The sequence below is a fragment of the Cupriavidus sp. C2SS-8b genome, assembly GCF_057073745.1.
Genome location: NZ_CP172719.1, coordinates 93,481 through 118,946 on the forward strand (window position 1 = coordinate 93,481; position 25,466 = coordinate 118,946).

Here is a 25,466-nt window from a genome sequence, read left to right on the forward strand (position 1 = left end):
CAGAACCCAGCGCGACTTGCTTTTACAACATTGTGGCTAACGGCGCTCCCATCGAAGGCTCCCAAAATGTCATTGCAATCCCCTCGAAAGGGTGGCGACCAGCCTACGACGCTGCCGCTCCCAATGCATCCGACAGATCTACAGCAACTGCAGACCGCGGCCGATATTGCGGGATACCCGCTGCACGATTTCGCTCGCCTGGTGCTTCACCGATATGGCTCTGCGGTGATCGCGGCAGCTTCCGCTCAAGCCAGCCGCTCGTCACCGGCCTATCTGTTTGCCTGCTTACCGATGCTCAATGCCTCGGAAATAATACATGGCTGGCTGGGGCGCCGAAGCTTGGTAACTGACCGGCCCGAGAGGCCACACGACATCACTCCGACTGCCAAGATATCGGAGACCAGTCAATCATGAGTACAAAGTATGTAGATCTCGGAGCGGGCTATTTCCTGACCGACGGATCCAACAGCCTCGAACAGGATGTTTGCGATGCGAATTCCACGAAGCCCGACGTTTTCTACGGGCCAGAGGCGTGGAATGGCGGCGTAGGCCCAGCGTCCGCCCGCCGCTTGCTCTTCGTCGAATCAGTCGCCGCCGCAGACTTCATCGCTGCATGCACCGCGTACGACTGCTCAGACGGCGATGCCTACCCACTCACTCCAGACTTCTGGCCAGCCAAAGCGGCAGTGCTCGCTGCGGGTCACGCCGCGGGCATTGGTGCGGTGGACCAGAGGATCTTCGACTCTGAGGAAGAGTTCTGCGCGGCCTTGCGCGAGATCACCAAACACATGCCACGCAAGGTTTGGACAGGTACATCTAGTTCCGCACGGATGGAGGCGGCATTGTTTCGGTATGCCACGCATCCTGTAGATGGCGCAGGCGGAAAGATTATTCATTGATTGAGGTCTCAGATGGATGGCTACTTCATCAAGAGCGTTGGCTCCAATCGCGGAAAGCCGCGCGTATGGTTTCAAGGTCTGGAATTGGAGCGCGCCGGCTTCGAGCCCGGACAGAGCTATGAGGTAGAGGTGAAGGGACGCACCCTTGTCCTCACTCTTAACCCTGACGGGTCTCGCGTTGTCAGCCCGAAGAAGGTGCGCAGTCGAACGTTGCCCGTGATCGATCTGAACTCGCGCGAGCTGCTCGCGGCATTCGACGGCATGGCCGCGGTGCGCGTTGTGATCAAGGATGGGGCGATCTACGTCCTTCCGCTGGCTAGCGAACTGAAGAAGGTGGAGCGCTTTCAACGGGTTCGTCAGCGGCTGGAAGAGCGTCAGCCTCTGCGCATCGGGAGCAGCTCGCACGGCGGCGGAATCATGTCCCACGCCATTCACGAAGGTCTCAAGCGCGCAGGCATTGCGTCAGAGGTCAAATTCGCCAACGAGATCCGGCCAGAGTTGCTTGAGCACGCTTCCGCCTATAACGATGCGTGGACGCAAGACACCATCCCGCTGGCCGCGCCAATGCAGGAGCTTGCATTTGACGAGCGCGGGCTTGCGCAAGTGCCTCAGGTCGAGATTTTCGAAGTCGGCATTCCGTGCTCCGGCGCGAGTCGTGCGGGCCGAGCCAAGCGCGGCCTGGGACAACCAGAGGACCATCCGGAGGTGGGCCACCTGGTAGTGCCGACGCTGATTCTGCTCAATAAGGCGGCTCCGGCCATCTGTGTATTCGAGTGCGTTCCCCTCTATGCGACATCGGCCAGCGCGAGCATTCTGCGCACGCAATTGCGCGAACTGGGGTACACGACCCACGAGCGCATCATGAGCGGCAAGGAGTGGGGGGCCTTGGAGAACCGCGAGCGCTGGTGCATGGTTGCGGTCACGCAAGGCATCGATTTCGACTTTGATCAGTTGATGCCCCCCGACCCCCGCGAGCGAAAGCTCAAAGACATTCTTGAGGATGTTCCGCTCGATGACCCGCGTTGGCAGAAGTTTGAATACTTGGTTGAGAAGCAAGAGCGAGACCAAGGCAAGGGCTCAAACTTCAAGATGCAAATCGCCACCGAGGATGCCGAGAATGTCGGGACCATCACCAAGGGCTACGCCAAAATAAGGTCGACGGACTGGAAGCTGCGCCATCCAGTGAATCCGGAACTGATGAGGCTCTTCACGCCGGTTGAACATGCTCGCATGAAGGGGGCACCAGAACATCTGCTTGGCGATGCGTCTATTGCCCTCCAGCACGAAATGCTTGGACAGTCCGTGGTTTATGACAAGTTTGTGGACGTCGGCCACCACGTTGGCAACGCAGTGAATCGTCTAATGGGTCGCGCAGAGATCCCGATGGCGAACCGATCAGTTGCGCTCAAGGAAGCGCTCGCCATCAGCCAGGAAGCTGCAGACCTCGCAGCCCATGTTGTTGCGGAGTTGTCTTGCGCCGACGAGCATGAAGGCAAGTATGTTGGACAGATTGTCGCGATGGGCGATGGCGTGCTTGTGCAGCAGACGCGCGACGGCGTTGGCGTCTTGCACGACGCACTGGCCTTTCGCGAGCGTCCTGCACTTGGCAGCATTGTGGAGGTGCAATACCGCGACGGTACTGCGCTTGTCGAGCGCGCGGAACTCGCCAACGCTGCATCCAGTGCACTTGCGCGGTTCCGAGCCGTGGAGGGCTCCCTTCCCTCCGACTACGCGACACCGGTTGACGACCAGGTAGTAACACCTCGCCCACGGGCACGCATGACCTGATGCCCTTTCTCTAACCCAATCTGGGAGGATTTAGCAGTGTCTGTATTCAAGAACGTAGTGGATGACATTGAAGCCAAGGAACGCGATGTAAAGGCAGCTGTGGAAGCCGCCGCAAGGCGGTACGAGGGGGAAAAGCAGGAGCGCGTTGAGCAAGTCCGCTCCCGGTTTGCCGAAGCAGGGGTATATCGTGTCATGCGTGAGCAGGCCGAACAGATGACGCAACTATCTTTCTGGAACGAGTATCACGAAAACACTGTGTCGGATCGCGCGATAGCTTCCATCCGCTTTGTGCCGAGGGCTGGAGAGCAGCCAGTGGATCACCATCCCGTAAGGGATGCGAATGTCGTTGAGATGATCGTATCGTCCATGAGCGACGTCGTCTATTGCGATGCAGGTAAGCTGAAAGTGCAAGTGCCAATCGATGCACTCAATGAGGCCCTCGTTACTGCCTGGTTTGAGCAGTTCGCGCGCACTGCCTTGGATGCTCGCAATGAGGCGGACAGGTCCAATGCCGCTTCGCCCTCCACGACTCTGCGCCCGCGCATGTAAAGGGGGGAGTTATGCGCTACGCCATGGCAATGCAGGAGGATGGAACCCACAAACTGGTCGCGGCAGATGGCAGCGTGGTCCCGGAGCAAGACGTTGATCGAAGGGTGCTTCATGTCCTGCCACTGTTCCTGCGGCCAGTCGGAACTTACAACCCGGTTGTGCTCGAAGATGTGCACCTTTCGGTTTCATCCGAGGCCATCCCCGATATTGCTGACGGGACGGTCCTTGTCCGGCAACCTCTACCGAACACCAACTACTTTGTCGGCGGGAGCCCCGAGATCCGGTATGGCTGGATCGTACCGATTCCGGAGGGTAGGGATCGACTGGATCTATGCTTTACGTGGCGTTTCGCATCTGAATCGCTTTACGAGGAGCCAGTTGAGGTGGAACATCGCTTCGACATTTCCCTGCTGCCAGGCGACGGTCGTACCTATACCATGGATCCAGCGTGCTGGGGGCGCGTGTTTAAGAGCAAGATCGCCCCGGTCGAGCGCTCCCCGTACTCGATCCTGGAGCCGAAGCAGCTTTCCGTGGCACGCCGGGACTCTGGCACCACGGCGGTCGTATCCTTTGATCAAGGTACTAGCCGGGTAACAATCACAGAGCCTATCTCGTTGCCCGCGGTCAAAATCTCGGATCTGTGGAGCATCCACGAGTTCGAAACCATGCAATCACATGAGGTCCGTCATGTGGCAACCTTCGCGACAGGCAACGAGGTGCATCGTGCGAACGCCGCAATGGCGATGCCAGCTCACGTCTTCCTGCAGGCAGTCGAATTGGCGCGAACTCTTCCCTTCGGAAAGGGGAGTGAGTTCGCATCAGGTGGTGTCGGGGTGCGGGGTTGGTGCGAGCAGCATCCCGCGCTACGCATCTTGAGCGATTGGTGGAATAGCAACGCCCCCGCGTCAGCACGGTCCGCGGCGATCCCTATGCCGTTCGTCCGCATTGCCGATGACGGAGAGTATTGGTGTGCGTATCAGGAGTACCCCAGCGTCCCGCTCGACGCCTTCGCGGACACAGCCGGCGCGAATGCGCTTGTCGGGGACTCGATCTTGATTGAGTTCCGTAAAGGGTCGAGCGACTTCACATGGGCTAGCGGATATGCCGAGATCCTCCTGGTGACTGGCGAGGCCGCCTATGACGTAAGCATATCGCCTGAAGAGATCGAATCCGGGGAGTTCGATGAGGCGTGGTACAGCCTTGACGCGCTTGCAGCATTCCCGGAGGCCTTCCCTGCGGCATGGAATGCGGTCCAGGCCAGCGCAGCAGAAGAACTGACGGAGCAGCGTCTGGCATCACGCGTGCGTCATTCATGAGCATTTCGAGTACCGACATGGCGGCCAAGTGGTCGCCGTCTCGCTGTAACCAACTCATAGACCTGCACTTACTGAGCTGAAGGATGAAGATGTTCAAGACCACGAAAGACAGACTGTTTGAAGCGGCCATCGAGGGTGATCGGGACGAGATCCTGCGTTTGATGGAGAAGGGCGGCTTTGACGCAAATGTAAAAAGCTCCCTGTGGCGGGGTACGCCGATCCTGGCCTATGCCATCCTGAATCAGGACCACGTGCTGGCGCAGCACCTCATTGACAAGGGGGCGAGCGTGCGCGCTATAGTGGACGGGATGCCGCTACTGCACATGGCAAAGGACGCGAAGAGTGTGCACATGTTGATCGAGGCGGGGGCTACGGTGATGGCGAAGATGGAAAAGGAGTATCCGGGCCTTTCCAAGGGTGCAACGGCACTCCACAAGGCTGCCTTGAATGACAACCATGAGGTCCTTCAGGCGTTGATCGACTACGGCGCCGAGATCGATGCTCGAGACGCGTATGGCCACACGCCATTGCACTTTGCGGCAAGCCGAAGCATCACAAACTCGAAGGCCCTGGTGATGGCCGGTGCGGACCCGGATGTAGAAAGCAAGAGTGGCGTGACGCCTTCCGATCTCATCAAGCGGACCTTTGGCTTCGCGAAGTCAGCCGACGCTTGGTTGAAGGAACGCGCAGCAGCACTGACCAGTTCGGCGCTAGCGCGCTTTCGCTCGGGCTCGGCCACTACCGAACGGGCTACCGATTCCCAACGGCCATCACTTCGCATGTGACCTGGAGCGAGAATGAAGACCTCCCTCGCATCCACGCAATTTTATGGCGCATCCTCAGCTGCTTTTTTGGCATAAGAATGCGCGGCCAGGTGACACTCCGGCTTCAAGACGACTGACGCAGTCTTGTATATACGGCGCGCTGTTGCGCCTATCCTGGTTCCTTTGAGGTCCGATATGAAATACAAAGTCCTGACGTCCAACGTCACCGATCGGGCGGCAACGGCGGTCCGGTCGCTTGAGGATTCGGTACAGGTGGCAATTAACAACGGCGCCACGCTACGCGGTGGAATCAGCGTTGTGTACGCGCCCGGTCTCGGCTTCTCAGCGTCGCAAGCAGTGACGTTTCCCGAAGACAAGGACGCGGATTCACACTCTGGATCCAGAGATTGAAATTTCGGTTGTCGCACGTATGGGGGTCGTCTCAGAAAACGGAAAATTAAGCACGTTAAGCTCCAATTTCGCGCAGGTACTGGTACAACGTTTCGCGGCTGATGCCAAATTCACGGGCCAGCTTTGCCTTTTGTTCGCCGGCCTTGACGCGTTGCAGAAGTTCAGCGGCGCGTTCGGGCGAAAGCGCTTTCTTGCGGCCCCTGTAAGCTCCGCGCTGTTTGGCGAGCGCGATGCCTTCCCTCTGCCGTTCGCGGATCAATGCTCGCTCGAACTCGGCGAACGCGCCCATGACCGACAACATCAAGTTCGCCATCGGCGAATCCTCACCGGTGAAGGTCAGGCATTCTTTGACGAACTCGATGCGCACACCGCGCCTGGTCAGCTTTTGCACAAGGCGGCGCAGGTCATCGAGGTTGCGGGCCAAGCGATCCATGCTGTGCACCACCACCGTATCTCCTTCGCGCACGAAGGCCAGCAGCGAGTCAAGTTCCGGGCGCTGGGTGTCCTTGCCCGATGCCTTGTCGGTGAATACCTTTCCGACTTCGACCTGTTCCAGTTGCCGCTCCGGGTTTTGGTCGAAGCTGCTGACCCGGACGTAGCCGATACGTTGACCTTGCAAGATGCCCCCAAACAGAAAAGTGTCAGGAATAAATCTATGACCTTGCGCAGCTTGTGTCAATAAATTAAGCGATGGAGTCTATCCGGACGTTTCTGGGTAGGCTGTCCTGACGTCCGGTTAGGGCATAGTCTAAGCAGACAGGTCAACGCACTTGCATCATTTTGATGGTTGTAGTATTATTTAAATATGGAAAAGCAAGCCGCAACATCAATTTTCGAATCCCTCTCATCGGGCCTGCGCTTGGACGTGTTCAGGCTGTTGGTCAAGAAGGGGCCGGACGGCATGGTGGCAGGCGCGATTGCTAACGCGCTGGATATACCGCCGGCCAACCTCTCCTTTCACCTGAAGGCGTTGTCACAAGCTCGCCTGGTGACGGTTGAGCAAGAGGGCCGTTTCCAGCGTTACCGAGCGGACATCCCGTTGATGTTGGATCTGATCGCGTACCTCACGGATGAGTGTTGCACTGGCAGTCCCGCTAAATGCGTAGAAATGGTTGCTGCCTCGAACTGCGCCAAGGAACTGTTGCCCGCCCTGTCACCCACTCCAACGAAAGCGATAACATGAATATCCTGTTTCTTTGTACCGGTAACTCCTGCCGTTCTATATTGGCGGAAGCGACCTTTAACCACTTGGCTCCGACAGGATGGAAAGCGATGAGTGCGGGAAGTCAGCCGACCGGGACCGTCCATCCGCGTTCCCTGGCGCTCTTGGCGCGTGAAGGTATCGACACGAACGGACTGCACAGTAAATCGTGGGACAACCTGCCGCTGGCTCCGGATGTGGTCATCACCGTGTGCTCGAATGCTGCTGGGGAAACCTGTCCGGCGTATCTTGGCTCGGTACTGCGTGCGCATTGGGGTGTTGACGATCCCGCTCATGCCACAGGGACCGAAGCGGAAATCGAAGCCGCGTTCACGACGGCCTACCGTATCTTGCGGCGTCGCATCGAAGCCTTCCACGCGCTGCCGTTGGCGCAACTTGCGCACGACCGGACACGCTTGAAGGCGGAACTGGATCGGATTGGGGTGCTTTCGGCGTAGTTTTTTTGACTTATATTTGAATACTTGATGGAGAGTTTAAATGAAGAAGATCGAAGTGTTTGACCCATCGCTGTGTTGCAGCACCGGCGTCTGCGGCGTGGAGGTTGACCAAGCCTTGGTGACTTTTGCTGCTGATGTTGATTGGGCGAAGCAGAACGGCGCGCACATCGAACGCTACAACCTGGCGCAGCAGCCACAGATGTTTGCCGAAAATGCGACCGTAAAAGGTTTTTTGCAGCGCTCCGGTCAGGATGCGCTGCCACTGATCCTGGTCGATGGTGAAGTGGCCCTCGCAGGGCGTTACCCCACCCGCGATGAGCTGGTCCGCTGGGCTGGGTTGGCGGCTGCGCCGTCCATGAAAACCCCGTCTGGCGGCTGCTGCGGTGGCGGCAGCCGCACCTGCTGACCCCGTTCATCATTGGTTCATTATTTAAAAGGACTTCATCATGCTTTTTCTACAAAACCCACCCGCTTTCCTGTTTTTTACTGGCAAAGGCGGCGTCGGCAAGACCTCGCTGTCCTGCGCCACCGCCATTCATCTGGCCGGGCAGGGCAAGAAAATACTGCTGGTCAGCACTGATCCGGCGTCCAACGTCGGTCAGGTATTCAGCCAGGAAATCGGCAACAAAATCACCACCATTTCCACCGTAGCGGGGCTATCAGCCCTGGAAATCGACCCACAGCAGGCAGCGCAGCAATACCGCGAACGCATCGTTGGCCCGGTGCGCGGCGCTCTGCCAGACGACGTGGTCAAAGGTATCGAAGAACAGCTCTCCGGAGCCTGCACCACCGAAATCGCGGCCTTCGACGAGTTCACCGCGTTGCTGACCGATGCGACACTGATTGCCGACTACGATCACATCATCTTCGACACGGCGCCGACCGGTCATACCATCCGTCTGCTGCAACTTCCGGGCGCGTGGAGCGGCTTCATCGAGAAGAATCCGGAAGGAGCGTCCTGCCTGGGACCGCTGGCAGGTCTTGAAAAGCAACGCCAGCGTTACGCTGAAGCGGTCAAGGCGCTGTCCGACCCTGAGCGCACGCGCCTGATATTGGTCGCCCGCGCGCAGAAAACCACGCTGGACGAGGTCGCACGCACGCACGAGGAACTGGCCGCCATCGGCCTGTCCAGGCAGAACCTGGTCATCAACGGTGTGCTGCCGGAAAGCGAAGCCGTTCACGACGCGCTGGCCGCTGCCATCCATCGCCGTGAACAGGAGGCCATCGCCAACATGCCCGCCGTGCTGCGCGACCTGCCCCTCGATCAACTGCCGCTCAAGGCATTCAACCTGGTCGGTGTCGAGGCGCTGAGCAGCCTCTTCTCCGATCGAGACGAGGCTGCGCCCGTCGTCGCCGGTGCGCCTGCCAAACCCGTTGACCTTCCGCCGTTGTCGACGCTGGTTGATGAGATCGCTGAAACGGGCCATGGCCTGATCATGATGATGGGCAAGGGCGGCGTCGGCAAAACCACCCTGGCGGCTGCGGTGGCGGTGGCGCTGGCCGAACGCGGCCTGCCCGTGCATCTGACAACCTCTGACCCCGCCGCACACCTGACCGACACGCTGGCCGGTTCGCTGGACAACCTGGAAGTCAGCCGCATCGACCCCCAGGCGGAGACCGAACGTTATCGCCAGCATGTGCTGGTCACCAAAGGCAAGGATCTCGATGCCGAAGGCCGTGCCATGCTGGAAGAAGACTTGCGCTCGCCCTGCACCGAAGAAATCGCGGTGTTCCAGGCGTTCTCGCGCGTCATCCGCGAGGCCGGTAAAAAGTTCGTGGTGATGGACACCGCACCAACCGGCCACACCCTGCTACTGCTCGACGCCACCGGGGCTTATCACCGCGAAGTGGCCCGTCACGCCGAGTCGAACGTGCGCTACACCACGCCGATGATGCAGTTGCAGGACCCGGCGCGCACCAAGGTGATGATTGTGACCTTGGCGGAAACCACGCCGGTGCTGGAAGCAGCCAATTTACAGGAAGACCTGCGCCGCGCTGGCATTGAGCCGTGGGCCTGGCTGATCAACAACAGCCTGTCCGCCGCACCAACCGCGTCACCCTTGCTGAAGCGGCGGGCCGCGTTTGAGCTGACCCAGATCGAGGCGGTTCGCACCCGCTACACCAAACGCGTCGCCCTGGTGCCGATGCAGGCGGAAGAACCGATTGGCATCGAACCCTTGCTAGCCTTGGTCGAGCCGCGGAACGGGTTCGGCCTTGGCGGCGCGAAACATCAAAAGGTGGCGCTATGACGCGTCTGCTCATCATCGGCGGCAGCGATGCGGGCATCAGCGCGGCGCTGCGGGCTCACGAGCTCGATCCCCAAACCAAGGTATCGGTTCTACTGGCCGACGAGTACCCGAATTACAGCATCTGCGGCCTGCCCTTTTACCTCAGCGGCGAGACGCCGGATCACCGGCAGCTTGCCCATCGCACCGCGTTCGACGGAATCGAAATCCTGACGAACCATCGGGCCGTATCGGTTCATCCAGCGGCCAAGACGGTCGATGTCGTGCGCGGGGCGAACGGCAGTGTGAAGACGTTGCGCTATGACCACCTGGTCATCGCGACCGGTGCCGTCCCAGTCCGTCCCCAAGGGTTGCCCGGCCTCGATCTCCCCGGCGTTTATCTCCTGCACACCATGGGAGATGGCTTCGCTGTCCATAGCCGTCTCATGGGCGGCGAGACACGCTCGGCCATCATTATTGGCGCTGGCTACATCGGCGTGGAGATGGCCGACGCGCTGCGGCATCGAGGGATCGATGTCACACTCGTAAGCCATACCGATCCCGTGTTCCCAAGCGTCGATCCGTCGTTCGGTAGGCTGATCGGGGAGGAGCTGTCACGGCATGGCGTGCGCGTCGTGGTCGGTTGCACCGTGGAACGAATCGAAGCCGCCGATAACCGGCGTGGTCTCACGGTATCGGGTTCGGGCGGGTTTACCGCCTCTGCCGATCTGGTGCTGGTCGCCACCGGCGCGCGACCCGACACCACCCTAGCCGCCGCTGCGGGGATTGCGCTGGGGCCCTCTGGCGCCATCCGCGTCACGCAGCGCATGGAAACCACGCTACCCGGCATTTGGGCCGCCGGCGACTGCGCCGAGACCTGGCATCGGATACTCCAGCGGCCAGCGTACCTGCCACTCGGGACGACCGCGCACAAACAGGGCCGTGTGGCCGGCGAGAACGCGGTAGGCGGGGAGCGTCTGTTCGCGGGCTCGGTCGGCACCCAAACCGTGAAAGTGTTCGAGTTGGCAATCGCACGGACGGGCTTGCGCGAAGCCGAGGCGCGCACGGCCGACTTTGATCCCGTCACCATCGAGACTGAAACCTGGGATCACAAGGCCTACTACCCTGGAGCGCAGAAGCTCCGCGTCCGGGTGACCGGTGATCGCCGGACTGGCCGGCTCCTGGGCGCGCAGATCCTCGGCCCCTGGCGCTCGGAGGTGTCGAAACGCATCGACGTGTTCGCAACGGCACTGTTCCACGGCATGGGCGTCGAAGACTTGAACGATCTCGATCTCAGCTACACACCGCCCTTCGGCAGCCCGTGGGACGCGGTGCAGATGGGCGCGCAGGCCTGGACGAGCGTGATGAAAAACGAAGTGGCAAGTTGTTCACCGCCCATCGACCCACAAATTTTAGGAAGGAGCACACCATGAAAGTTCGCGACCTGATGACCCCAAACCCGATACAAATCGCGCCCGAGACGGCTGTGGCGGAAATCGCCCGCATCTTGATTGAACACCGCATCAACGGCGTTCCGGTCACCGATACTGAGGGACGTCTGCTCGGCATCGTGACCGAGGGTGATTTGGTCCATCGCGCCGCCGACGAGCGGTTGGAGCCGCGCGAATCGGTCTGGTAGGAGAACTTCTACCGCTCTGTGTTTCGCCGGCGCACACCCGAGACGGACAAGACCGAGGGCCGCACGGCCGCGCAGGTCATGACGCGGGAAGTCCTTACCGTGGCGCCCGAAGACCATGTCACCGTGGCCGCGCGTCTGCTCGCGGATCACAACATCAAGTCTCTGCCCGTCATCGAAAACGAGCGGCTGATCGGCATCATCTCGCGCTTCGATTTGATCAAGCGACTGGCCAGCAACCGCGGATATCTTCAACCCCATGAGCAAGGACTGAGCTAATGTTGACCGCTTTTTTAATTTTTATCGCCACCATCGTACTGGTCATCTGGCAGCCGAAAGGTTTGGGTGTGGGCTGGAGTGCCCTGCTGGGCGCCGCACTGGCACTGCTAGCCGGCGTGGTGCATCTGGGTGATATTCCAACGGTTTGGGGTATCGTCTGGAATGCCACCATCACCTTCATCGCCGTCATCATCATCAGCCTGCTGCTTGATGAAGCCGGTTTTTTTGAGTGGGCGGCGCTACATGTGGCACGCTGGGGTAACGGTAACGGACGCAGGCTGTTCGCCTTTTTCGTGCTGCTGGGCGCGGCCGTGGCGGCACTGTTCGCCAACGACGGCGCGGCGCTGATCCTGACACCGATCGTAATGGCGATGCTGCTGGCGCTCAGGTTCAGTCCAGCGGCGACGCTGGCCTTCGTGATGGCGGCTGGCTTTATTGCCGATACCGCCAGCCTGCCACTGGTCGTCTCCAACCTGGTCAACATCGTCTCAGCCGATTTCTTCAAGATCGGCTTCACCGAGTATGCCGCCATCATGGTGCCGGTCAACATCGTCGCCGTCGCTGCCACCCTGGCGATGTTGATGTGGTTCTTTCGCCGCGACATCCCGAAAGACTACGATGTTATGCAACTAAAAAACCCGCGTGAGGCGATTCTTGACAGCGCCACCTTCAAGGCCGGTTGGTGGGTATTGGCGCTGCTGCTGGTTGGCTTTTTCGGGCTGGAACATGTCGGGGTTCTACGCCGGAACCCCAGAAAATTCCGTCATTCCACATTGTGAACGTCAATCGGTTTGTTGCCTGACGTGCCGAGCGAGTAACTCAGTCGGTAAATGCCTGCCCGAACTGCCGTGCCCGCTTTACATCGTCGGTATGCAAGTAAATCGACGTGGTCGAAATCGACGCGTGACGCAGGTTATCTCGTACGGCGCTCAGCTCAACCCCTCTGGCGATCGCGTGGGTCGCATGGGTGTGCCGCATCCAGTGCGGAGAGGCCCGATGCAGCTTTTCAGCCAGCACCGGATGGTCGTTCTTGATAATCTGCGCGACGAGCCGAAAAAACCGGCGCATGACTTCCCACAGCCGCAAGGGCTTGATGCCGGCATCGGCGTCGTCAAGGCTGCCAATCAGGGACGTGGTCGGATTCCAGTGAGCACGGCTGACAGGAAGCCCCCGCTCCTGCAGATATCGGTCCAGCGCTGTGCGCGCTAGGGGTGTCAGGGTAACGCGGGCTGGCTTGCCGCCCTTGCCGACCACGTGCAGCCAGTGATCACCGGCTGCGTCGACTTCGATGCTGCGCAGTGTGGCGTCAGCCAGTTCGCTGATCCGCAGTCCCGTTGCGTAGCCGAAATCCAGCATGAACCGCAACCGTTGCGCAGCGGGCGCCTGCCAGCCGTACGACCACTCGAGCCCGTTGGCGATGGTGCGCGTCAGCATCCATTCTCCTTCGGTGAAAGCGTGCGAGGTTTCAAGAGCCATGGCGCGCTTGCTGCCGCGTACCTTGATGCCGGAGAATGGGTTGGCCACGACGTAGCGCTGCTCGACCAGCCAGCGGAACATGGCGCTGAGCACGGCAAGCGCATGCGCAATCGAACGGGCCGAGAGGTTGTCGACAAACGGGCGCCAGTCCGTTGATGTGCGCGGCCGCGGTGGCCCGACCCAGCGTTCTCGCGGTGTAGGTCTGCGCAGAAACGCCCTGTAGTCGGTGGCATCCCGGGTGGTCAGCGAAGACAGCGCCTTGCCGCGAGCAACGATGCCCCAGAGAATCAGCCGTTCGGCTTCCTTGCGGTAGGCCCGCTGCGTGGCCGGGGATTCGTGCAACGCGAGCCATGCCTGGATAGCGTCGTAATCGTTGTCGACGCCGAGGATGCAGGCCGACACCGGTGCGCGGAAGGCGCCGGCGGATCCGTCGATCTCGTGCGGTAGCCGTAGTTGCTCCCAAGGCGTCACGACTGACTGCCGATCCGCGATGATCAGTGCGCGGGCCCGCTCCGTGAGCGCCGGGTACGCGGCAAAGAAGGCCTCGATCCTTCTTGCACTGGCCGGCCCGAGACCCGGAATGACGGTCCACCACTGCCGGCGACGCGGAATCCGTACCGTGAGATCGGCCAGGGTCCGGATGCCGGCCGCGTGCAGGGTGCGGGCAGCGCGATTCGGCAGCCAGTGCGCAATGTCGTCGCCGATCTGCGGAGCTGGCGCAGGCATGATGCGCAGTAGCTCGACAGCCTGCGTGGTGGCGCGCGCATGATGCATACGCTTTTGGGCCGGGCATTCGAACAGCGTGGCCAGATCTGCCCGCTGTCGGTTACGGGCATAAAGTGCCAGTTGCCGGCGGATCTGGCCGATGACGCCGCGGGCTGACTGGCTGTGGCTGAGCCGATCTTGCATGTACCGGTGTGCCGCCTCACGCGAGGATGCGCCCTCGTACCAGGCACGCAGCGCTGCCAGTGCATCAGCATCAGGAAAGTCGGTCGGGATGTCGGCGGCGGACGGGCTCGTGGGGCGCGTTTTCATGTCATCGAGTTTAATATGGAAACAATGCCACAGAGATAATAAAGCTTATCTCTGTAGAATGCGGGAGTTCAATATTTCTGTCGTACCCCATGTCGTGATATCACAAAATTGAAGGATCTGACGTTGCGTGGAGAGGATGGTCGATGATCAACAAGAATAAGCTGCTCAGCGTCTTTTCCGACGCCGAACAGGAAGCCCTGTATGGCCTGCCTGATTTCGACGATGCGCAGCGGCTGGAATACCTGGCATTGACCGAATCCGAACTGGCGCTCGCCAGTAGCCGGCCCTCCATACCCGCGCAGGTCTATTGCATCTTGCAGATTGGCTACTTCAAGTCCAAGCACGCCTTCTTCCGCTTCGATTGGGACGAGGTTGAGGACGATTACGATTTCGTGTTGAGCCGCTATTTCCACGGCGAGCCGTTCGAACGCAAGCCGATCACCCGGCACGAGTACTACGCCCAGCGCGAACAGATCGCTGAACTGTACGGCTATCGACCGTGGGTGGCCGCCTTCCTGCCGCAACTCATGCAGCAGGCCGCGCAGATCGTACGTCGCGACGTGACACCGGGATTCGTCGCCGCCGAGCTCATCGTGTGGCTCAATGAGCACAAGATGATCCGGCCCGGCTACACGACCTTGCAAGAGCTAGTCAGCGAAGCCCTGTCCGTCGAACGTCGGCGGCTGGGCGACCTGCTCACCGGCGTATTGGACGAATTGACCCAAACCGCGCTAGACCAACTTCTGGTGCGCGATGATACTCTGTCGAAACTGGCGGCGCTGAAACAGGATGCCAAGAATTTCGGCTGGCGTCAGATGGTCCGCGAACGCGAAAAGCGCGGCACGCTGCAGCCGTTGCACGAAATCGCCAGGACGCTGCTGCCCCGGCTGGATATCTCGCAGCAGAACGTGCTGTACTACGCAAGCCTGGCGAACTTCTATACCGTCCACGACCTGCGCAACCTGAAGGCGGATCAGGCGCAGCTCTACCTGCTGTGTTACGCCTGGGTGCGCTTCCGACAGCTCACCGACAACCTGGTCGATGCGATGGCCTTCCACATGAAGCAGCTCGAGGAAGAAAGCAGCGCGGGCGCGAAACAGTCACTCATCGCCGAGCAAGTAAAACGCCATCGGGAAACGCCGCAGATCGGCCGCCTGTTGTCGCTCTATGTGGACGACAGCGTAGCCGATCCGACGCCGTTCGGCGAGGTGCGTCAGCGCGCCTATAAAATCATGGCCAAAGATGTGCTACAAAACACGGCGCAACGCATGACGGTCAAGCCGCTGAGTCAACTGGCACTACACTGGTTGGCGGTGGACGGCCTAGCCAAACGTATTCGCCGTCACCTGCGCCCCTTGTACGTCGAGCTCGACTTCGTCGGCACCTCCCCAGACAACCCGTGGCTCGCGGCGCTGGCTTGGGTCAAGGGGGCCTTCGCCAAACAGCAGCGCCTGTCACAACGACCGCTCGCCGAATGTCCCGCGGCCACGCTGCCGAAGCGCCTGCGACCGTACCTGCTGATCTTCGGCGCTGATGGTCAGCCGACCGGTTTGCACGCCGATCGCTACGAATTCTGGTTGTACCGCCAGATCCGGAAGCGCTTCCAGTCGGGAGAGATCTATCTCGACGACAGTCTGCAACATCGTCACTTCTCCGACGAGCTTGTTTCGATGAACGAGAAGGCCGACGCGCTGGCGCAGATGGAGATCCCGTTCCTGCAGCAGCCAATCGATGCCCAACTCGATGCGTTAGCGGCCGAGTTGCATGCACAATGGCTGGCCTTCAACCGAGAGCTGAAACAGGGCAAGCTTACGCACCTGGAATACGACAAGGATACGCAGAAGCTGATTTGGCGCAAACCGAAAACCGAGAACCAGAAGGTGCGTGAGCAGGCATTCTACGAGCAACTGCCATTCTGCGATGTTGCCGACGTGTTCCGCTTCGTCAACGGCCAGTGCCAGTTCCTGTCGGCGCTGACGCCATTGCAGCCGCGCTACGCGAAGAAGGTAGCGGACGCCGATAGCCTGATGGCGGTTATCATCGCTCAGGCAATGAACCATGGCAACCATGTCATGGCGCGCACCAGCGACATTCCGTACCACGTTCTGGATAGCACCTACCAGCAGTATCTGCGTCAGGCGACGCTGCATGCGGCCAACGACTGCATCAGCAACGCCATCGCCGCGCTGCCGATCTTCCCGTACTACTCGTTCGATCTCGATGCGCTGTACAGCGCCGTCGATGGGCAGAAATTCGGCGTCGAGCGACCGACCGTGAAGGCGCGTTACTCGCGCAAATACTTCGGACGAGGCAAAGGCGTCGTCGCCTACACGCTGCTGTGCAATCATGTCCCGTTGAACGGCTACCTAATCGGCGCGCACGAGTACGAGGCGCATCACGTGTTCGACATCTGGTATCGCAACACGTCGGATATAGTGCCGACTGCGATCACCGGCGACATGCACAGCATCAACAAAGCCAACTTCGCTATCCTGTATTGGTTCGGGTTGCGCTTCGAGCCTCGCTTCACAAACCTCGATGACCAGTTGCAGGAATTGTATTGTATCGACGACCCGGCGCTGTACGAGAAATGCCTGATTCAGCCGATCGGACAAATCGATCGGCAGCTCATCACCAGTGAGAAGACAAATATCGATCAGATCGTCGCCACGCTGGGCCTCAAAGAGATCACGCAGGGCTCGCTGATCCGCAAACTATGTACGTACTCGCAGGAAAACCCGACACGTCGCGCGATTTTTGAGTTCGATAAGCTCATTCGTACCATCTACACGTTGCGTTACCTGCGCGACCCGCAGCTCGAGCGAAACGTGCATCGCTCCCAAAACCGCCTCGAGTCTTACCATCAGCTTCGTTCGACCATCGCCCAGGTCGGCGGCAAGAAGGAATTGACCGGCCGCACCGACATCGAAATCGAGATCAGCAACCAGTGCGCCCGGCTGATCGCCAACGTCATCATTTTTTACAACTCGGCGATTCTGTCGCATCTACTGACGAAATGGGAGGCCAGTGGCAACGCCAAGGCGCTGGCGCGGCTTACGCAGATATCACCGGCAGCCTGGCGGCATATCCTTTTGAACGGGCACTACACTTTTCAAAGCGACAACAAAATCGACCTGGACGCGCTCATTGCAGGGCTCGAATTGGAGTGATCGAATTTTCGGCGGTTCTGGCTTGGAATCCCTTATTCCTGTTACGGTGGAATACGATGCCACAACCAGGTAATCCTTTACCCCCAGCCGTGGTCAACACCTGGCGACTGAGCGTCGGCACGTCGCTGTTCGTGATCGATATCCTGGCCGACGGCAGCTGGCGACCGGCGTATATTGCGCCAAAGCGGCTGGGTGGCTGGACGATGGATGTGTTGCCGAACATGCCGCCGACGTTAGTCGATATCGCTCCCTCGGTACGCACCTGGGCGCGACAGTACGGCGCGAATGTAACGAACCGGCGCACGCCGGCGCGCCGGTTTCCCGCGCAAACCGCTTCTTCGAACAGGACGCCAGAATGAACATGCTGAAACGTCGTCTCGATGCGACAGACGAAAAGCTGCAGGAGCTGAAAACAGCCCGCAAAGCGGCAGCTAAGGCGCAGCGCCAGCAGGTCAAGCAAACGCGCGCGGATCGCGAGCGAAAGATCATGCTGGCCGGCGAGGCGTTGCTGCGGCGTGTCGATCGCGGCGAGTGGGATGAAGCCGATTTCCGCGCGATGATGGACGATTATCTGTCGCGGCCCGCCGATCGCGCGCTGTTCGAGCTCGACGATGTATAGCCTTTGATGTTCGACGTCGACGCACCGCACAGCCAGGTCGGCAAATGTTGATTTGATTCACGATGAAGGATGCCCGATGCTGCCAACGCTCCGCATGAACCGGAATTTTGTCGAGGCCTTGCTGGCCGAGCGCGCGCCCTGCTTTGCGATGGGACTCGTGGCCGAGGGCCAGACGCACTATGCTTGCCTGGCACTGCGGCCGGTGGATGACATTCCGAACGACGTAACACGCAGCGGTTTCAACTTTGGCCACTCGATACGCGGCACCGACGACTTCGAGGTCGTACACTTCGGCTTAGAGTTTTACGGCTACCGCATCTTCAATGCGCTGATCAATCCGAGCAACTTCATCGCCAGGACAATCCTGTCGCACATGGTCGACACGAAGGCGTTTTTCTTCTTCGCGGTCAACCCGTCAGGCGGTGTGACGGTGTTCAAGTCCGGCATCGGTGAATGCAGCCTGGACAGCATCGAGTCTAATCTCGAGCGGATACTGCGCTCGAGCACGTCCGATGCTCAGTACGACGCGGCGCTGACAACGTTCAGCGACCATCCAGATCCGGTCGGGCCGATGCTGCACTGGGTTTGCCGGGACTGCGAAGATTGTCTCGACCTGTCCCACAATGTAATCGAACTGGGCCCCGCGTAACGGTCCTGATGGTCCGTGTGACCGAGACCGTCATGTCACTCACCGGACGTCGCTCCAACATTCTTCGGCTGGAATAAGCCGATTAATGTTCACAATGTGGAACGACGGAATTTTCTGGGGTTCCGGCGTAGATCCCCATCCTTTTGATGCGGAATCTGGCGCTTTCATCCCGCCGCGTCCGTGAGGCCCAGACGCATCCGATAGTCCCCGAGCAACTGCTGCTCGTCGAACTGCGCTGTGAGCTTCGTCAGATCGGCGGTCAGCGATTCACGTGCTTCGCGCAGCCGCGTCAGTTCAGTCGCCTCAGTCCTCGCGGTGTTAGCAGCGCATCGTGCTCGGCCTTGGTGCGTGCGTGGTCGGCGAGCGACTGGTTCAACGTATTCTGTAACTACTTGCTGTGCGCTTGCAGCTCGCGTAGATGCCTTGTCGCGACGCCGGCTTCGGCGACGAGCCGCGCGCTTTCTCTGTTCAACTGGGTTATTTCATTTTGCTTGACGATCAGCGTTTGGTTCACCTGGCGCAGTTCAGCCTGCAGTTACTGAACCCCCAGCATCCTTGGCAGCGCGGGTCGAATGAAAATGCGAACGGGCTATCGAGACATCCCCAACGGCACCTACATTTCGGTGTACCAATTGGCTACTCAATACCGTGGCGAGGCGGCTGGATGGGCGACCGAGGAAAACCCTGAACCACGGAACGCCCGCCGAACGATTTCAGCAAACTGTTGCATCCACCGGTTGAATCCGCACGAGCAAGCGGTCATTCAAATGACAGTAATGTAGATCGTGTCGTCGACATTGCAATCAAGCGCTCTTTTTTCAACGTTGGCTGCACCGGCCCGTCGTCTGCTCACGTGCTTAATAGCATCATCAGCAAGGCGGTCGACACCGGTACGAACTTCCCAAATTAGATGATCTGCAGTTACGTCCGGTCCAGAAAACACGTCACGTCGTTGCGCACCGCCTTGCCTTAATCGCGCGACAACCTTCCCGCGTCGCCACACGCCATCTCACGCTGCGCAAGATCACGCTTCCCCTCCCGCAACCCGAGGTGAGCGCTTCCGTCTCACCTCGAATAGATCGCGACGCCACTCCTTATATAGCTCGAGACGTAACGCGCAGCGCGCTCGACCTCTCTGACTGGCGTCCGAGGATCCGCCTCATGGCGGACACGAGGTCGCCTGCCGCATCGGCCGGCAAGGACGTCGCCCGATAGGCGACGTGGAAATCCGGCCGCACCAGGATGGCGCCGGTGTCGATGATCTCGGAAATTCTCGCGAAGTCGCCGTAATGATCCTCGTAGGCCTGGCCAGGCCCAATGATGCGCACCGTCACTGCCACCCCGAGTTGCCGGCTCACGGCCGCCGCGGCATCCTGCCAGGCTGCGCCGCCAATCCCGGTAAAGAGAGTGAAGTTGCCCTTCCCGCAGAGATCCTTTGTTGAGATACGGTGTCCATCACCACTCGCATAGACCCAGACATGCGGCATGGGCGCTCCAGGCCGCGTCGACGCCTGGTGATAGAGCTCGACGTCGCGGAAGACTTCGTCCGGCGAATTGTCTGCCACGATCGCGGGACTGTCGTAACGCTGATTCATTTCGACGCCGTGGGCGTTGTAAACGTAATTGGTCCCGGCGATGGCCTCGCGTAACCGCGTGCGCTGCGCTTGCGCCTCGGGCCCAGGTTCCTTGCGGCGAGCCATGTTGCTCTTCATCTCGTCGGCGCTCTTGGCCTGCGGCAACCCCAGAGCCATCGCGATCGGCGGGAAATCCTCAAGCGACTTGTTCGCCCTGCAGACCACCTGCTTCGCGATCGGCGCCCGCTCGATCGTGTAGGTGTCCAGCAGGCTCTCGTCGGCCGTGCCGTTCAGCACCATGGCGATCTTCCAGGCGAGATTGAAGCTGTCCTGGATGGAGGTGTTTGAGCCGAGTCCGTTGGTCGGCGGATGCCGGTGGACCGCGTCGCCGGCGCAGAAGACCCGTCCTTGCTGCAACCGGGTCGCGTACATGTCGTTGACCGTCCAGGTCGAGATGCCCTCAATTTTCAGCGGCACGCTGTCATCGCCGATCAGATTGTGGACGATGCGGCGGGCGAAGGATTCCGAGATCTCCGGCGGGCCCTGCTCGACGTCGTACCCCCAGATCGCCAGCCATTTGTTCCACGGCCGGACCATGCGCACCACGCCGATGCCGAGACCGCCGATATCGGAGCCGGGCTGGATGACCCAGTAAAGGACCGATGGACGATGCGCGACGTAGCGGTCGAGATCAGCCTCGAACAGCAAGTTGATGGAACCGGACTTGCCCATGGTACCTTCGAGCGGCAGGTCCAGGTCTGACACGACGCGGCTGTTGGCGCCGTCGGCGCCGATCAGATATTTCGACCGGACGGTAAACTCTTCGCCATTCAGACGATCGCGCAAGCGCGACGACACGCCGTCAGCATCCTGTTCGTGTCCAAGATACTCTGTGTCGAAGCGCACCTTGCAGCCGTCGAGTGCGGCCGACTTGACGAGAATCGGCTCGAGATAGTTCTGTGGCAGGTCGCACATGGAGGTCGGCGAACATTCGTCGTAATCGGCGCGCCGGCGAACATCCGTCCCCCAGGTGCGAATCCGACCGAACTCCTCGCCGGCCAACGAGGCGCAGATGGTGTTCTCGCCCATTAGGTCATTCGGCGCGGCGTAGAGGCGGGCTTCAGCTTCGAGACCGAGATCACGCAGGATCTCCATTGTGCGTTGGTTGGTGATGTGGGCACGCGGCGTCGGAGCCGTCCAGTTGTACTTGTTAATGAGCATCGTCCTGACACCGTATCGCGCAAGCAGTGCCCCCGCCGAAGCGCCCGCCGGCCCGGTGCCAACGACCAGCACGTCGGTTTCGATCGTCAATGCCATGTCTTCCTCCGTCAATTGTTATGTCTCTCTCTTTGTGAGAAGAAACAGGGATTGTTCATCTCGCGTTCGGCCAAGTCGATTTTTTAAACTTCACCGTCTTTAACGCGCGATGAATAGTAAGGCTGAAGAGCCTTTGTTGCGCGCAAAGTAAAAATGAGCCACTTCGCGCAAAGAAAATCCGAGCCACCTCCAGTACAGTCGGCCTTTTTCGCGCGAAGGCTGGCGATGCTCCACAAGGAACAGTGGATGCAAATTCATGTGCTTCGCTTTAGCTTGAAGACCCGATGTCGACTTTGGAACGGGCTCTTCACCGCTACCGTACTAAACGCGGAGTGCAGGTCACATTATTTGAAATCCGGTCTTCGCCCACGAAACGCATTGACTAACAATGTTTCCAATGCGTCCGATTCCAGCGGACGCGGATTCGGATATTGGTCCCTTAGCGCGAGGTCGCGTACCCTCGGAATATCTTCAGGCCGCATACCGATTTCGGCGAGACTGAGTGGTGCTCCAGCATTTCTGGCGAGATCATATAGCGCGCTCGGGACGTCACTACTGCCGGCGACTTCCTGAAGCAGTCGCTCAGCTGGCGCGGCGTACGGCAGATTGTATGCCAGTGCGTGTGGTAGTACGATTGCATGTGTCTCCGCGTGGGGAAGATTAAGGGTTCCCCCAAGCGTGTGGCAGAGTTTGTGATGTAGCCCCATGCCCAAGTGGCACAGTGCAGTGCCACACATCCATGCCCCAAAAAGGGCATCCGTACGCGCTTCGGCGTCAGTCGGCTTTGCCACCAGGCGCGGGATTGCATCGAACAAGGCGCATATGCCCTGCTTACACATGGTCTCGAGAACGGGATTGAGGTCGGCCGAGTACAGACCTTCTGCGGCGTGAGCGATCGCATTCAAGGCGCTCGTCACCGAGATAGCAAGCGGCAAATCGACCGTGAGCAATGGATCATAAATCACGGTCTTCGGTAGCACCTTGGGGTCGCGGCCGGTCCTCTTCATTCCGCCTTCCGTGACACCCCAAATGGTAGTCATTTCACTACCGGCATAGGTCGTTGGTATAACCAGACTTGGGACGTCAAGGTTCATCGAAAGGATTTTTGCGAGTCCGGTGGTCGATCCTCCCCCGATCGCGATGATTGAGTCGGCGTCAGTATCGTTAAAAGCCCGCTCGGCTTTCTGGATGACGTCGACGGGAACATGCATCGTCGCGCCATCGAAATATCCAGCTACCCTGTCACCTATCGGACGGACGATATCCTTCGCTAACTCGCGTTGTTCCGGGCTGCTTAATACCAAGGGCCGGCGTGCGCCAAGGCGTCCTATTTCATCTGGCAATGCAGAAGCAGTGCCCGCCCCGAAGACGACCCTCGGGCTCAGGTAGTCAAGCGTGAACTTCTTCATGAAGGGTCCTTCAACATTGCAAGCAGTTCGAGCGTCCGAGCATTGGCCACAGTTGTCGCCGCCTGATCGAAATTTGGGCTGGATGACCGTGCAAATGAATGCCCCACTGGATACCAGTGCAGACTCAGATTTTTGTTTCGACCGAAATGCTCTTCGAGAATGCTACGGGCCTCTTCTGTGACATAGTGATCTTTGGTACCCATGTGGAACATCGCCGGTCGTGTAATAGCTGGCACCAGTGAGACCTTTTTTTCAAGTCCCACGCCGTAATAGCCGATTGAGCAATCGGCCAATGATCGCGCCGCCACATCAAACGCCAGCGCACCTCCCAGGCAGTACCCGACTACAGCGACACGACCGTTCGAGAAAGGGAGCGCACGAGCGTATTCAATGGCGCATGAAAGGTCATTGACTCCTGCCTCCATGTCAAAGTCGCGAAACAACGCAAGCGCCTGTTCCCGTTCCGATGGTACGTTTGCATCAAGCTCGATATTCGGCGCCTGTCTCCAGTACAGATCCGGACACACGCAACCAAAGCCCGCACCAACGAGCCATTCCACGGTTTCTCTTATGAAAGGCGTGATCCCGAAAATCTCCTGCGCGATCACGACGATGGGTGCGGAGTCCGTCGTCGGCTTTCCGAGGTAGGCACCAAAGCGACCACCCGAGCGCGACGTGATCTCAACGCCGTCTGATAACATATTTAGTCTCCAGTTACACATGCGCAGTTGCATTCGAGGCGATCCACAGCCGCGGCCTGCGCTGCGCGTTTTGCCTAGCTGACGCGTGCGTATTGGCGCACCTTGTCCTCGTCAAGCGTCATGCCGTGACCTACGCCAGTGGGAACCTGCAGTTCGTAATCCCGGATCTCGAGTGGCTCGTGGCTCAGCGTGTCTGCCAACACGAAGGGACCGATCAGTTCGCAACCGAACGGAAGCGATGGAACCGTAGAATAGAGCTGAAGTGCAACCGATGTGCCGATCGTCGAGTCAAGCATTGTTCCGCCATACGATGCAATCCCGCTTGCTTCCGCGACCGCTGCTATCTTTTGCGTCGCCGAGACCCCTCCCATGTTGCAAAGCTTCAGCGAAAAGACATCCACACTTCGGTCGCGCGCGAGATCGAATGCCGAGGCCAACGTACTCAGGCTCTCATCGGCCATGATGGCCACGCGGTTGTTGTCGGAGAGCCGCCTCAACGCTTGCGTATTTTCGCGGCCGACCGGCTGTTCGATGAGTTCCACGCCAAGCGCCTCCAGTTCAGGAATGTAGACGGACGCCACTTGCTCGTCCCAAGCCTGATTCACGTCAACGCGAAGGTAGGCCTTCGATCCGAGACTATTTGACAAAGCCTCCATATGGATGAGATCGTCTTGGGGCGACCGGAAGCCAAGCTTGACTTTGAAGCGATTGTGTCGTCGTCTTTCAATCATCTCGACGGCAGAATCGAGATCGCGTTTCGTATCTCCGCTCGCCAATGTCCAGGCAATCGGAATCGCACTGCGCAACGGCCCGCCAAGTAACTCGGCGATCGATACGCCTAACGCTCGAGCTTTGAGATCCAGTAACGCCATCTCGACCGCAGCCTTTGCAGAGGCGTTTCCGGTGACGGCACGCGCCATGGTTTGCAGTGCACCTGAAACGTTGAACGCATCAGTTCCGAGGAGGTGGGGCGCGAGATACCGTTCCACGATGATCTTGATCGTCTCCGCACACTCTGCGCTCCAGACGGGACCACCAACGCTTCCACCCTCGCCGACACCAACGAGCCCCTCCGAATACACCCGGACGATAACGTAGCTCTGCTGGTGCACGGTAGTGATCGACATCTGGATCGGCCGCTTGGTCGGCACATCCACGATCACTGCTTCAATCGCGTCAATCTTCACGGGTTTGCCCCCGCCTGCGCACGCGCGGGCTCGATAACGAAGTTGATGTTCATCAGGCGGACACCCTCTTCCACAATATCGGGAGTAATCAGACTAGACTGGACGCCGTTGCAACAGTCGTCCGTGATCCAATCTCCACCTTCGAAGTAGTACTGCGTGGTCAACGTTTCATATCCCGGCGCCTTCACCTTGAAATGTACATGAGCGGGACGCCACGAGTGACCACCCATGGTTTCGAGCAATGCGCCCGTGGGACCCTGATCCGGGATCTGATACGGCACCGGCATCGTTGTGCGCACGCGGAAGCTGCCATCGGTGCCCACCCTGAGCTTCCCTCGATAAAAATCAGTCGGGATGTCGTCATGGAAACCGCTGTACTTCCCATCGGGCGTCGAATGCCAGACATCAATCGTCACGTCCTCGACAACGCTCCCGTCGACCGCTTTGACCGTTCCCTGGATAAGCAAAGGCTTGTGGTCGTCCGTGTCGTAAGTCTTGAGCCGGTCATCGACCAGAGGGGCGTCGTCGCGATAGTAGGGTCCCTCGATAGCAGGCGTTGAACCTTCGCTAATACGAGCCTTCGTCGCAGCCACGGTGCTATTGAAAAAAACATCGCAAAGAAGAGCGGTTTCACGCTGTTCGGCTACTTGCATGAGGTAATGAACCGCAGTTCGGTATTCCGCCTCAGTAACCTCCTTCTGGTCGAGCACCCGCTGTACCGCCGCGACGATCGCATCGACAACATCCTTGACTCTTTTGTTCACTTTGCCTCCGTCATGAAAACATGAACACGTGGGCGACAA

The 25,466-nt window shown here is 59.4% G+C and carries 24 protein-coding genes and 2 pseudogenes; 19 read left to right on the plus strand and 7 right to left on the minus strand.

The annotated features are described in order from the left end of the window. The first annotated feature begins 410 nt into the window (after window positions 1-410). The 6 genes from ACIGJB_RS33175 (at window position 411) to ACIGJB_RS33200 (ending at window position 5,727) form a co-directional block, all read left to right on the plus strand. Complete coding sequence (locus tag ACIGJB_RS33175) at window positions 411-899, plus strand: hypothetical protein (protein WP_483735218.1); 489 nt, start codon at window positions 411-413, stop codon at window positions 897-899. A 12-nt stretch (window positions 900-911) separates the two neighbouring features. Next, window positions 912-2,687 (plus strand): DNA cytosine methyltransferase, encoded by a 1,776-nt coding sequence (locus ACIGJB_RS33180; RefSeq protein ID WP_483735219.1) that lies wholly within the window; start codon window positions 912-914, stop codon window positions 2,685-2,687. 36 nt (window positions 2,688-2,723) lie between these two features. Further along, a complete protein-coding gene (locus ACIGJB_RS33185; RefSeq protein ID WP_483735220.1) occupies window positions 2,724-3,236 on the plus strand; it encodes a hypothetical protein in 513 nt (170 codons plus the stop codon). A gap of 11 nt (window positions 3,237-3,247) precedes the next feature. After that, window positions 3,248-4,552 carry a hypothetical protein gene (locus tag ACIGJB_RS33190; protein WP_483735221.1) on the plus strand — a complete coding sequence of 435 codons (1,305 nt, stop codon included), beginning with the start codon at window positions 3,248-3,250 and terminating at the stop codon, window positions 4,550-4,552. 83 nt (window positions 4,553-4,635) lie between these two features. After that, window positions 4,636-5,337, plus strand: a complete 702-nt coding sequence (locus ACIGJB_RS33195; protein ID WP_483735222.1) for an ankyrin repeat domain-containing protein — start codon at window positions 4,636-4,638, stop codon at window positions 5,335-5,337. A gap of 174 nt (window positions 5,338-5,511) precedes the next feature. Then, window positions 5,512-5,727, plus strand: coding sequence for a hypothetical protein (locus tag ACIGJB_RS33200; protein WP_483735223.1), 216 nt, complete (start codon window positions 5,512-5,514; stop codon window positions 5,725-5,727). Between the two features lie 55 nt (window positions 5,728-5,782). Here ACIGJB_RS33200 and ACIGJB_RS33205 read toward each other — a convergent pair whose 3' ends face one another. Beyond that, complete coding sequence (locus tag ACIGJB_RS33205; RefSeq protein ID WP_003799980.1) at window positions 5,783-6,346, minus strand: recombinase family protein; 564 nt, start codon at window positions 6,344-6,346, stop codon at window positions 5,783-5,785. Window positions 6,347-6,532: 186 nt separating this feature from the next. On the opposite strand from ACIGJB_RS33205, the gene ACIGJB_RS33210 reads away from it, so the two are divergent. The 8 genes and pseudogenes from ACIGJB_RS33210 to ACIGJB_RS33245 all read left to right on the plus strand — a co-directional run. Then, window positions 6,533-6,910, plus strand: a complete 378-nt coding sequence (locus ACIGJB_RS33210) for an ArsR/SmtB family transcription factor (RefSeq protein WP_003799982.1) — start codon at window positions 6,533-6,535, stop codon at window positions 6,908-6,910. Next, window positions 6,907-7,386 carry an arsenate reductase ArsC gene (locus ACIGJB_RS33215; protein ID WP_012387025.1) on the plus strand — a complete coding sequence of 160 codons (480 nt, stop codon included), beginning with the start codon at window positions 6,907-6,909 and terminating at the stop codon, window positions 7,384-7,386. Before ACIGJB_RS33210 ends, ACIGJB_RS33215 begins: the two co-directional genes overlap by 4 nt. A 40-nt stretch (window positions 7,387-7,426) precedes the next feature. Next, window positions 7,427-7,792 carry an arsenite efflux transporter metallochaperone ArsD gene (arsD, locus tag ACIGJB_RS33220; RefSeq protein ID WP_003799984.1) on the plus strand — a complete coding sequence of 122 codons (366 nt, stop codon included), beginning with the start codon at window positions 7,427-7,429 and terminating at the stop codon, window positions 7,790-7,792. A 40-nt stretch (window positions 7,793-7,832) separates the two neighbouring features. Continuing rightward, on the plus strand, window positions 7,833-9,635 hold the full coding sequence (gene arsA / locus ACIGJB_RS33225) for an arsenical pump-driving ATPase (protein ID WP_003799986.1): 1,803 nt from the start codon (window positions 7,833-7,835) through the stop codon (window positions 9,633-9,635). Further along, complete coding sequence (locus ACIGJB_RS33230; RefSeq protein WP_483735224.1) at window positions 9,632-11,044, plus strand: FAD-dependent oxidoreductase; 1,413 nt, start codon at window positions 9,632-9,634, stop codon at window positions 11,042-11,044. The genes arsA and ACIGJB_RS33230 overlap by 4 nt, the downstream gene beginning before the upstream one ends. Next, on the plus strand, window positions 11,041-11,250 hold the full coding sequence (locus ACIGJB_RS33235; RefSeq protein ID WP_483735225.1) for a CBS domain-containing protein: 210 nt from the start codon (window positions 11,041-11,043) through the stop codon (window positions 11,248-11,250). The genes ACIGJB_RS33230 and ACIGJB_RS33235 overlap by 4 nt, the downstream gene beginning before the upstream one ends. A gap of 18 nt (window positions 11,251-11,268) precedes the next feature. Further along, on the plus strand, window positions 11,269-11,526 hold the full coding sequence (locus ACIGJB_RS33240) for a CBS domain-containing protein (RefSeq protein WP_483735226.1): 258 nt from the start codon (window positions 11,269-11,271) through the stop codon (window positions 11,524-11,526). After that, window positions 11,526-12,263: pseudogene (locus ACIGJB_RS33245) on the plus strand (ArsB/NhaD family transporter); the annotation flags it as partial. The gene ACIGJB_RS33240 and the pseudogene ACIGJB_RS33245, both read left to right, overlap by 1 nt. Before the next feature lie 82 nt (window positions 12,264-12,345). On the opposite strand, the gene ACIGJB_RS33250 reads toward ACIGJB_RS33245, so the two are convergent. Further along, window positions 12,346-14,037, minus strand: coding sequence for a site-specific integrase (locus ACIGJB_RS33250; protein WP_007180429.1), 1,692 nt, complete (start codon window positions 14,035-14,037; stop codon window positions 12,346-12,348). A gap of 143 nt (window positions 14,038-14,180) precedes the next feature. Between ACIGJB_RS33250 and ACIGJB_RS33255 the strand changes: the two genes are divergently transcribed. From ACIGJB_RS33255 to ACIGJB_RS33275, 5 genes and pseudogenes are all read left to right on the plus strand, one after another. Next, a complete protein-coding gene (locus tag ACIGJB_RS33255) occupies window positions 14,181-17,207 on the plus strand; it encodes a Tn3 family transposase (RefSeq protein WP_007181927.1) in 3,027 nt (1,008 codons plus the stop codon). Next, a complete protein-coding gene (locus tag ACIGJB_RS33260) occupies window positions 17,204-17,566 on the plus strand; it encodes a hypothetical protein (protein WP_156903410.1) in 363 nt (120 codons plus the stop codon). The genes ACIGJB_RS33255 and ACIGJB_RS33260 overlap by 4 nt, the downstream gene beginning before the upstream one ends. Continuing rightward, window positions 17,563-17,826: a hypothetical protein gene (locus ACIGJB_RS33265; RefSeq protein ID WP_007180432.1), complete on the plus strand. Its 264-nt coding sequence runs from the start codon at window positions 17,563-17,565 to the stop codon at window positions 17,824-17,826. The genes ACIGJB_RS33260 and ACIGJB_RS33265 overlap by 4 nt, the downstream gene beginning before the upstream one ends. Before the next feature lie 52 nt (window positions 17,827-17,878). Beyond that, window positions 17,879-18,475 (plus strand): hypothetical protein, encoded by a 597-nt coding sequence (locus ACIGJB_RS33270; protein ID WP_232292905.1) that lies wholly within the window; start codon window positions 17,879-17,881, stop codon window positions 18,473-18,475. A 541-nt stretch (window positions 18,476-19,016) separates the two neighbouring features. Further along, a pseudogene (locus ACIGJB_RS33275) lies at window positions 19,017-19,216 on the plus strand (IS30 family transposase); the annotation flags it as partial. A gap of 353 nt (window positions 19,217-19,569) precedes the next feature. On the opposite strand, the gene tfdB reads toward ACIGJB_RS33275, so the two are convergent. The 5 genes from tfdB to ACIGJB_RS33300 form a co-directional block, all read right to left on the minus strand. Then, window positions 19,570-21,366, minus strand: a complete 1,797-nt coding sequence (gene tfdB, locus ACIGJB_RS33280) for a 2,4-dichlorophenol 6-monooxygenase (RefSeq protein WP_011178382.1) — start codon at window positions 21,364-21,366, stop codon at window positions 19,570-19,572. A 344-nt stretch (window positions 21,367-21,710) separates the two neighbouring features. Beyond that, window positions 21,711-22,775 carry a maleylacetate reductase gene (locus ACIGJB_RS33285; RefSeq protein WP_011178383.1) on the minus strand — a complete coding sequence of 355 codons (1,065 nt, stop codon included), beginning with the start codon at window positions 22,773-22,775 and terminating at the stop codon, window positions 21,711-21,713. After that, complete coding sequence (locus tag ACIGJB_RS33290) at window positions 22,772-23,509, minus strand: dienelactone hydrolase family protein (protein ID WP_223995859.1); 738 nt, start codon at window positions 23,507-23,509, stop codon at window positions 22,772-22,774. Before ACIGJB_RS33290 ends, ACIGJB_RS33285 begins: the two co-directional genes overlap by 4 nt. Window positions 23,510-23,550: 41 nt before the next feature. After that, entirely contained in the window at window positions 23,551-24,663 is a 1,113-nt protein-coding gene (gene tfdD / locus ACIGJB_RS33295) for a chloromuconate cycloisomerase (RefSeq protein WP_011178385.1), read from the minus strand. Further along, window positions 24,660-25,427, minus strand: a complete 768-nt coding sequence (locus ACIGJB_RS33300; protein WP_011178386.1) for a chlorocatechol 1,2-dioxygenase — start codon at window positions 25,425-25,427, stop codon at window positions 24,660-24,662. Before ACIGJB_RS33300 ends, tfdD begins: the two co-directional genes overlap by 4 nt. Window positions 25,428-25,466: the final 39 nt, after the last annotated feature.

Excerpts from the sequence above, each read along its gene's own strand:
- ACIGJB_RS33180 (WP_483735219.1), top strand. The coding sequence starts at position 912 with ATGGATGGCTACTTCATCAAGAGCGTTGGCTCCAATCGCGGAAAGCCG.
- ACIGJB_RS33230 (WP_483735224.1), top strand. The coding sequence starts at position 9,632 with ATGACGCGTCTGCTCATCATCGGCGGCAGCGATGCGGGCATCAGCGCG.
- ACIGJB_RS33195 (WP_483735222.1), top strand. The coding sequence starts at position 4,636 with ATGAAGATGTTCAAGACCACGAAAGACAGACTGTTTGAAGCGGCCATC.
- ACIGJB_RS33200 (WP_483735223.1), top strand. The coding sequence starts at position 5,512 with ATGAAATACAAAGTCCTGACGTCCAACGTCACCGATCGGGCGGCAACG.
- ACIGJB_RS33255 (WP_007181927.1), top strand. The coding sequence starts at position 14,181 with ATGATCAACAAGAATAAGCTGCTCAGCGTCTTTTCCGACGCCGAACAG.
- arsD (WP_003799984.1), top strand. The coding sequence starts at position 7,427 with ATGAAGAAGATCGAAGTGTTTGACCCATCGCTGTGTTGCAGCACCGGC.
- tfdB (WP_011178382.1), bottom strand. The coding sequence starts at position 21,366 with ATGGCATTGACGATCGAAACCGACGTGCTGGTCGTTGGCACCGGGCCG.
- ACIGJB_RS33235 (WP_483735225.1), top strand. The coding sequence starts at position 11,041 with ATGAAAGTTCGCGACCTGATGACCCCAAACCCGATACAAATCGCGCCC.
- ACIGJB_RS33290 (WP_223995859.1), bottom strand. The coding sequence starts at position 23,509 with ATGCAACTGCGCATGTGTAACTGGAGACTAAATATGTTATCAGACGGC.
- arsA (WP_003799986.1), top strand. The coding sequence starts at position 7,833 with ATGCTTTTTCTACAAAACCCACCCGCTTTCCTGTTTTTTACTGGCAAA.
- ACIGJB_RS33190 (WP_483735221.1), top strand. The coding sequence starts at position 3,248 with ATGCGCTACGCCATGGCAATGCAGGAGGATGGAACCCACAAACTGGTC.
- ACIGJB_RS33250 (WP_007180429.1), bottom strand. The coding sequence starts at position 14,037 with ATGAAAACGCGCCCCACGAGCCCGTCCGCCGCCGACATCCCGACCGAC.
- ACIGJB_RS33285 (WP_011178383.1), bottom strand. The coding sequence starts at position 22,775 with ATGAAGAAGTTCACGCTTGACTACCTGAGCCCGAGGGTCGTCTTCGGG.
- ACIGJB_RS33175 (WP_483735218.1), top strand. The coding sequence starts at position 411 with ATGAGTACAAAGTATGTAGATCTCGGAGCGGGCTATTTCCTGACCGAC.
- ACIGJB_RS33265 (WP_007180432.1), top strand. The coding sequence starts at position 17,563 with ATGAACATGCTGAAACGTCGTCTCGATGCGACAGACGAAAAGCTGCAG.
- ACIGJB_RS33215 (WP_012387025.1), top strand. The coding sequence starts at position 6,907 with ATGAATATCCTGTTTCTTTGTACCGGTAACTCCTGCCGTTCTATATTG.
- ACIGJB_RS33210 (WP_003799982.1), top strand. The coding sequence starts at position 6,533 with ATGGAAAAGCAAGCCGCAACATCAATTTTCGAATCCCTCTCATCGGGC.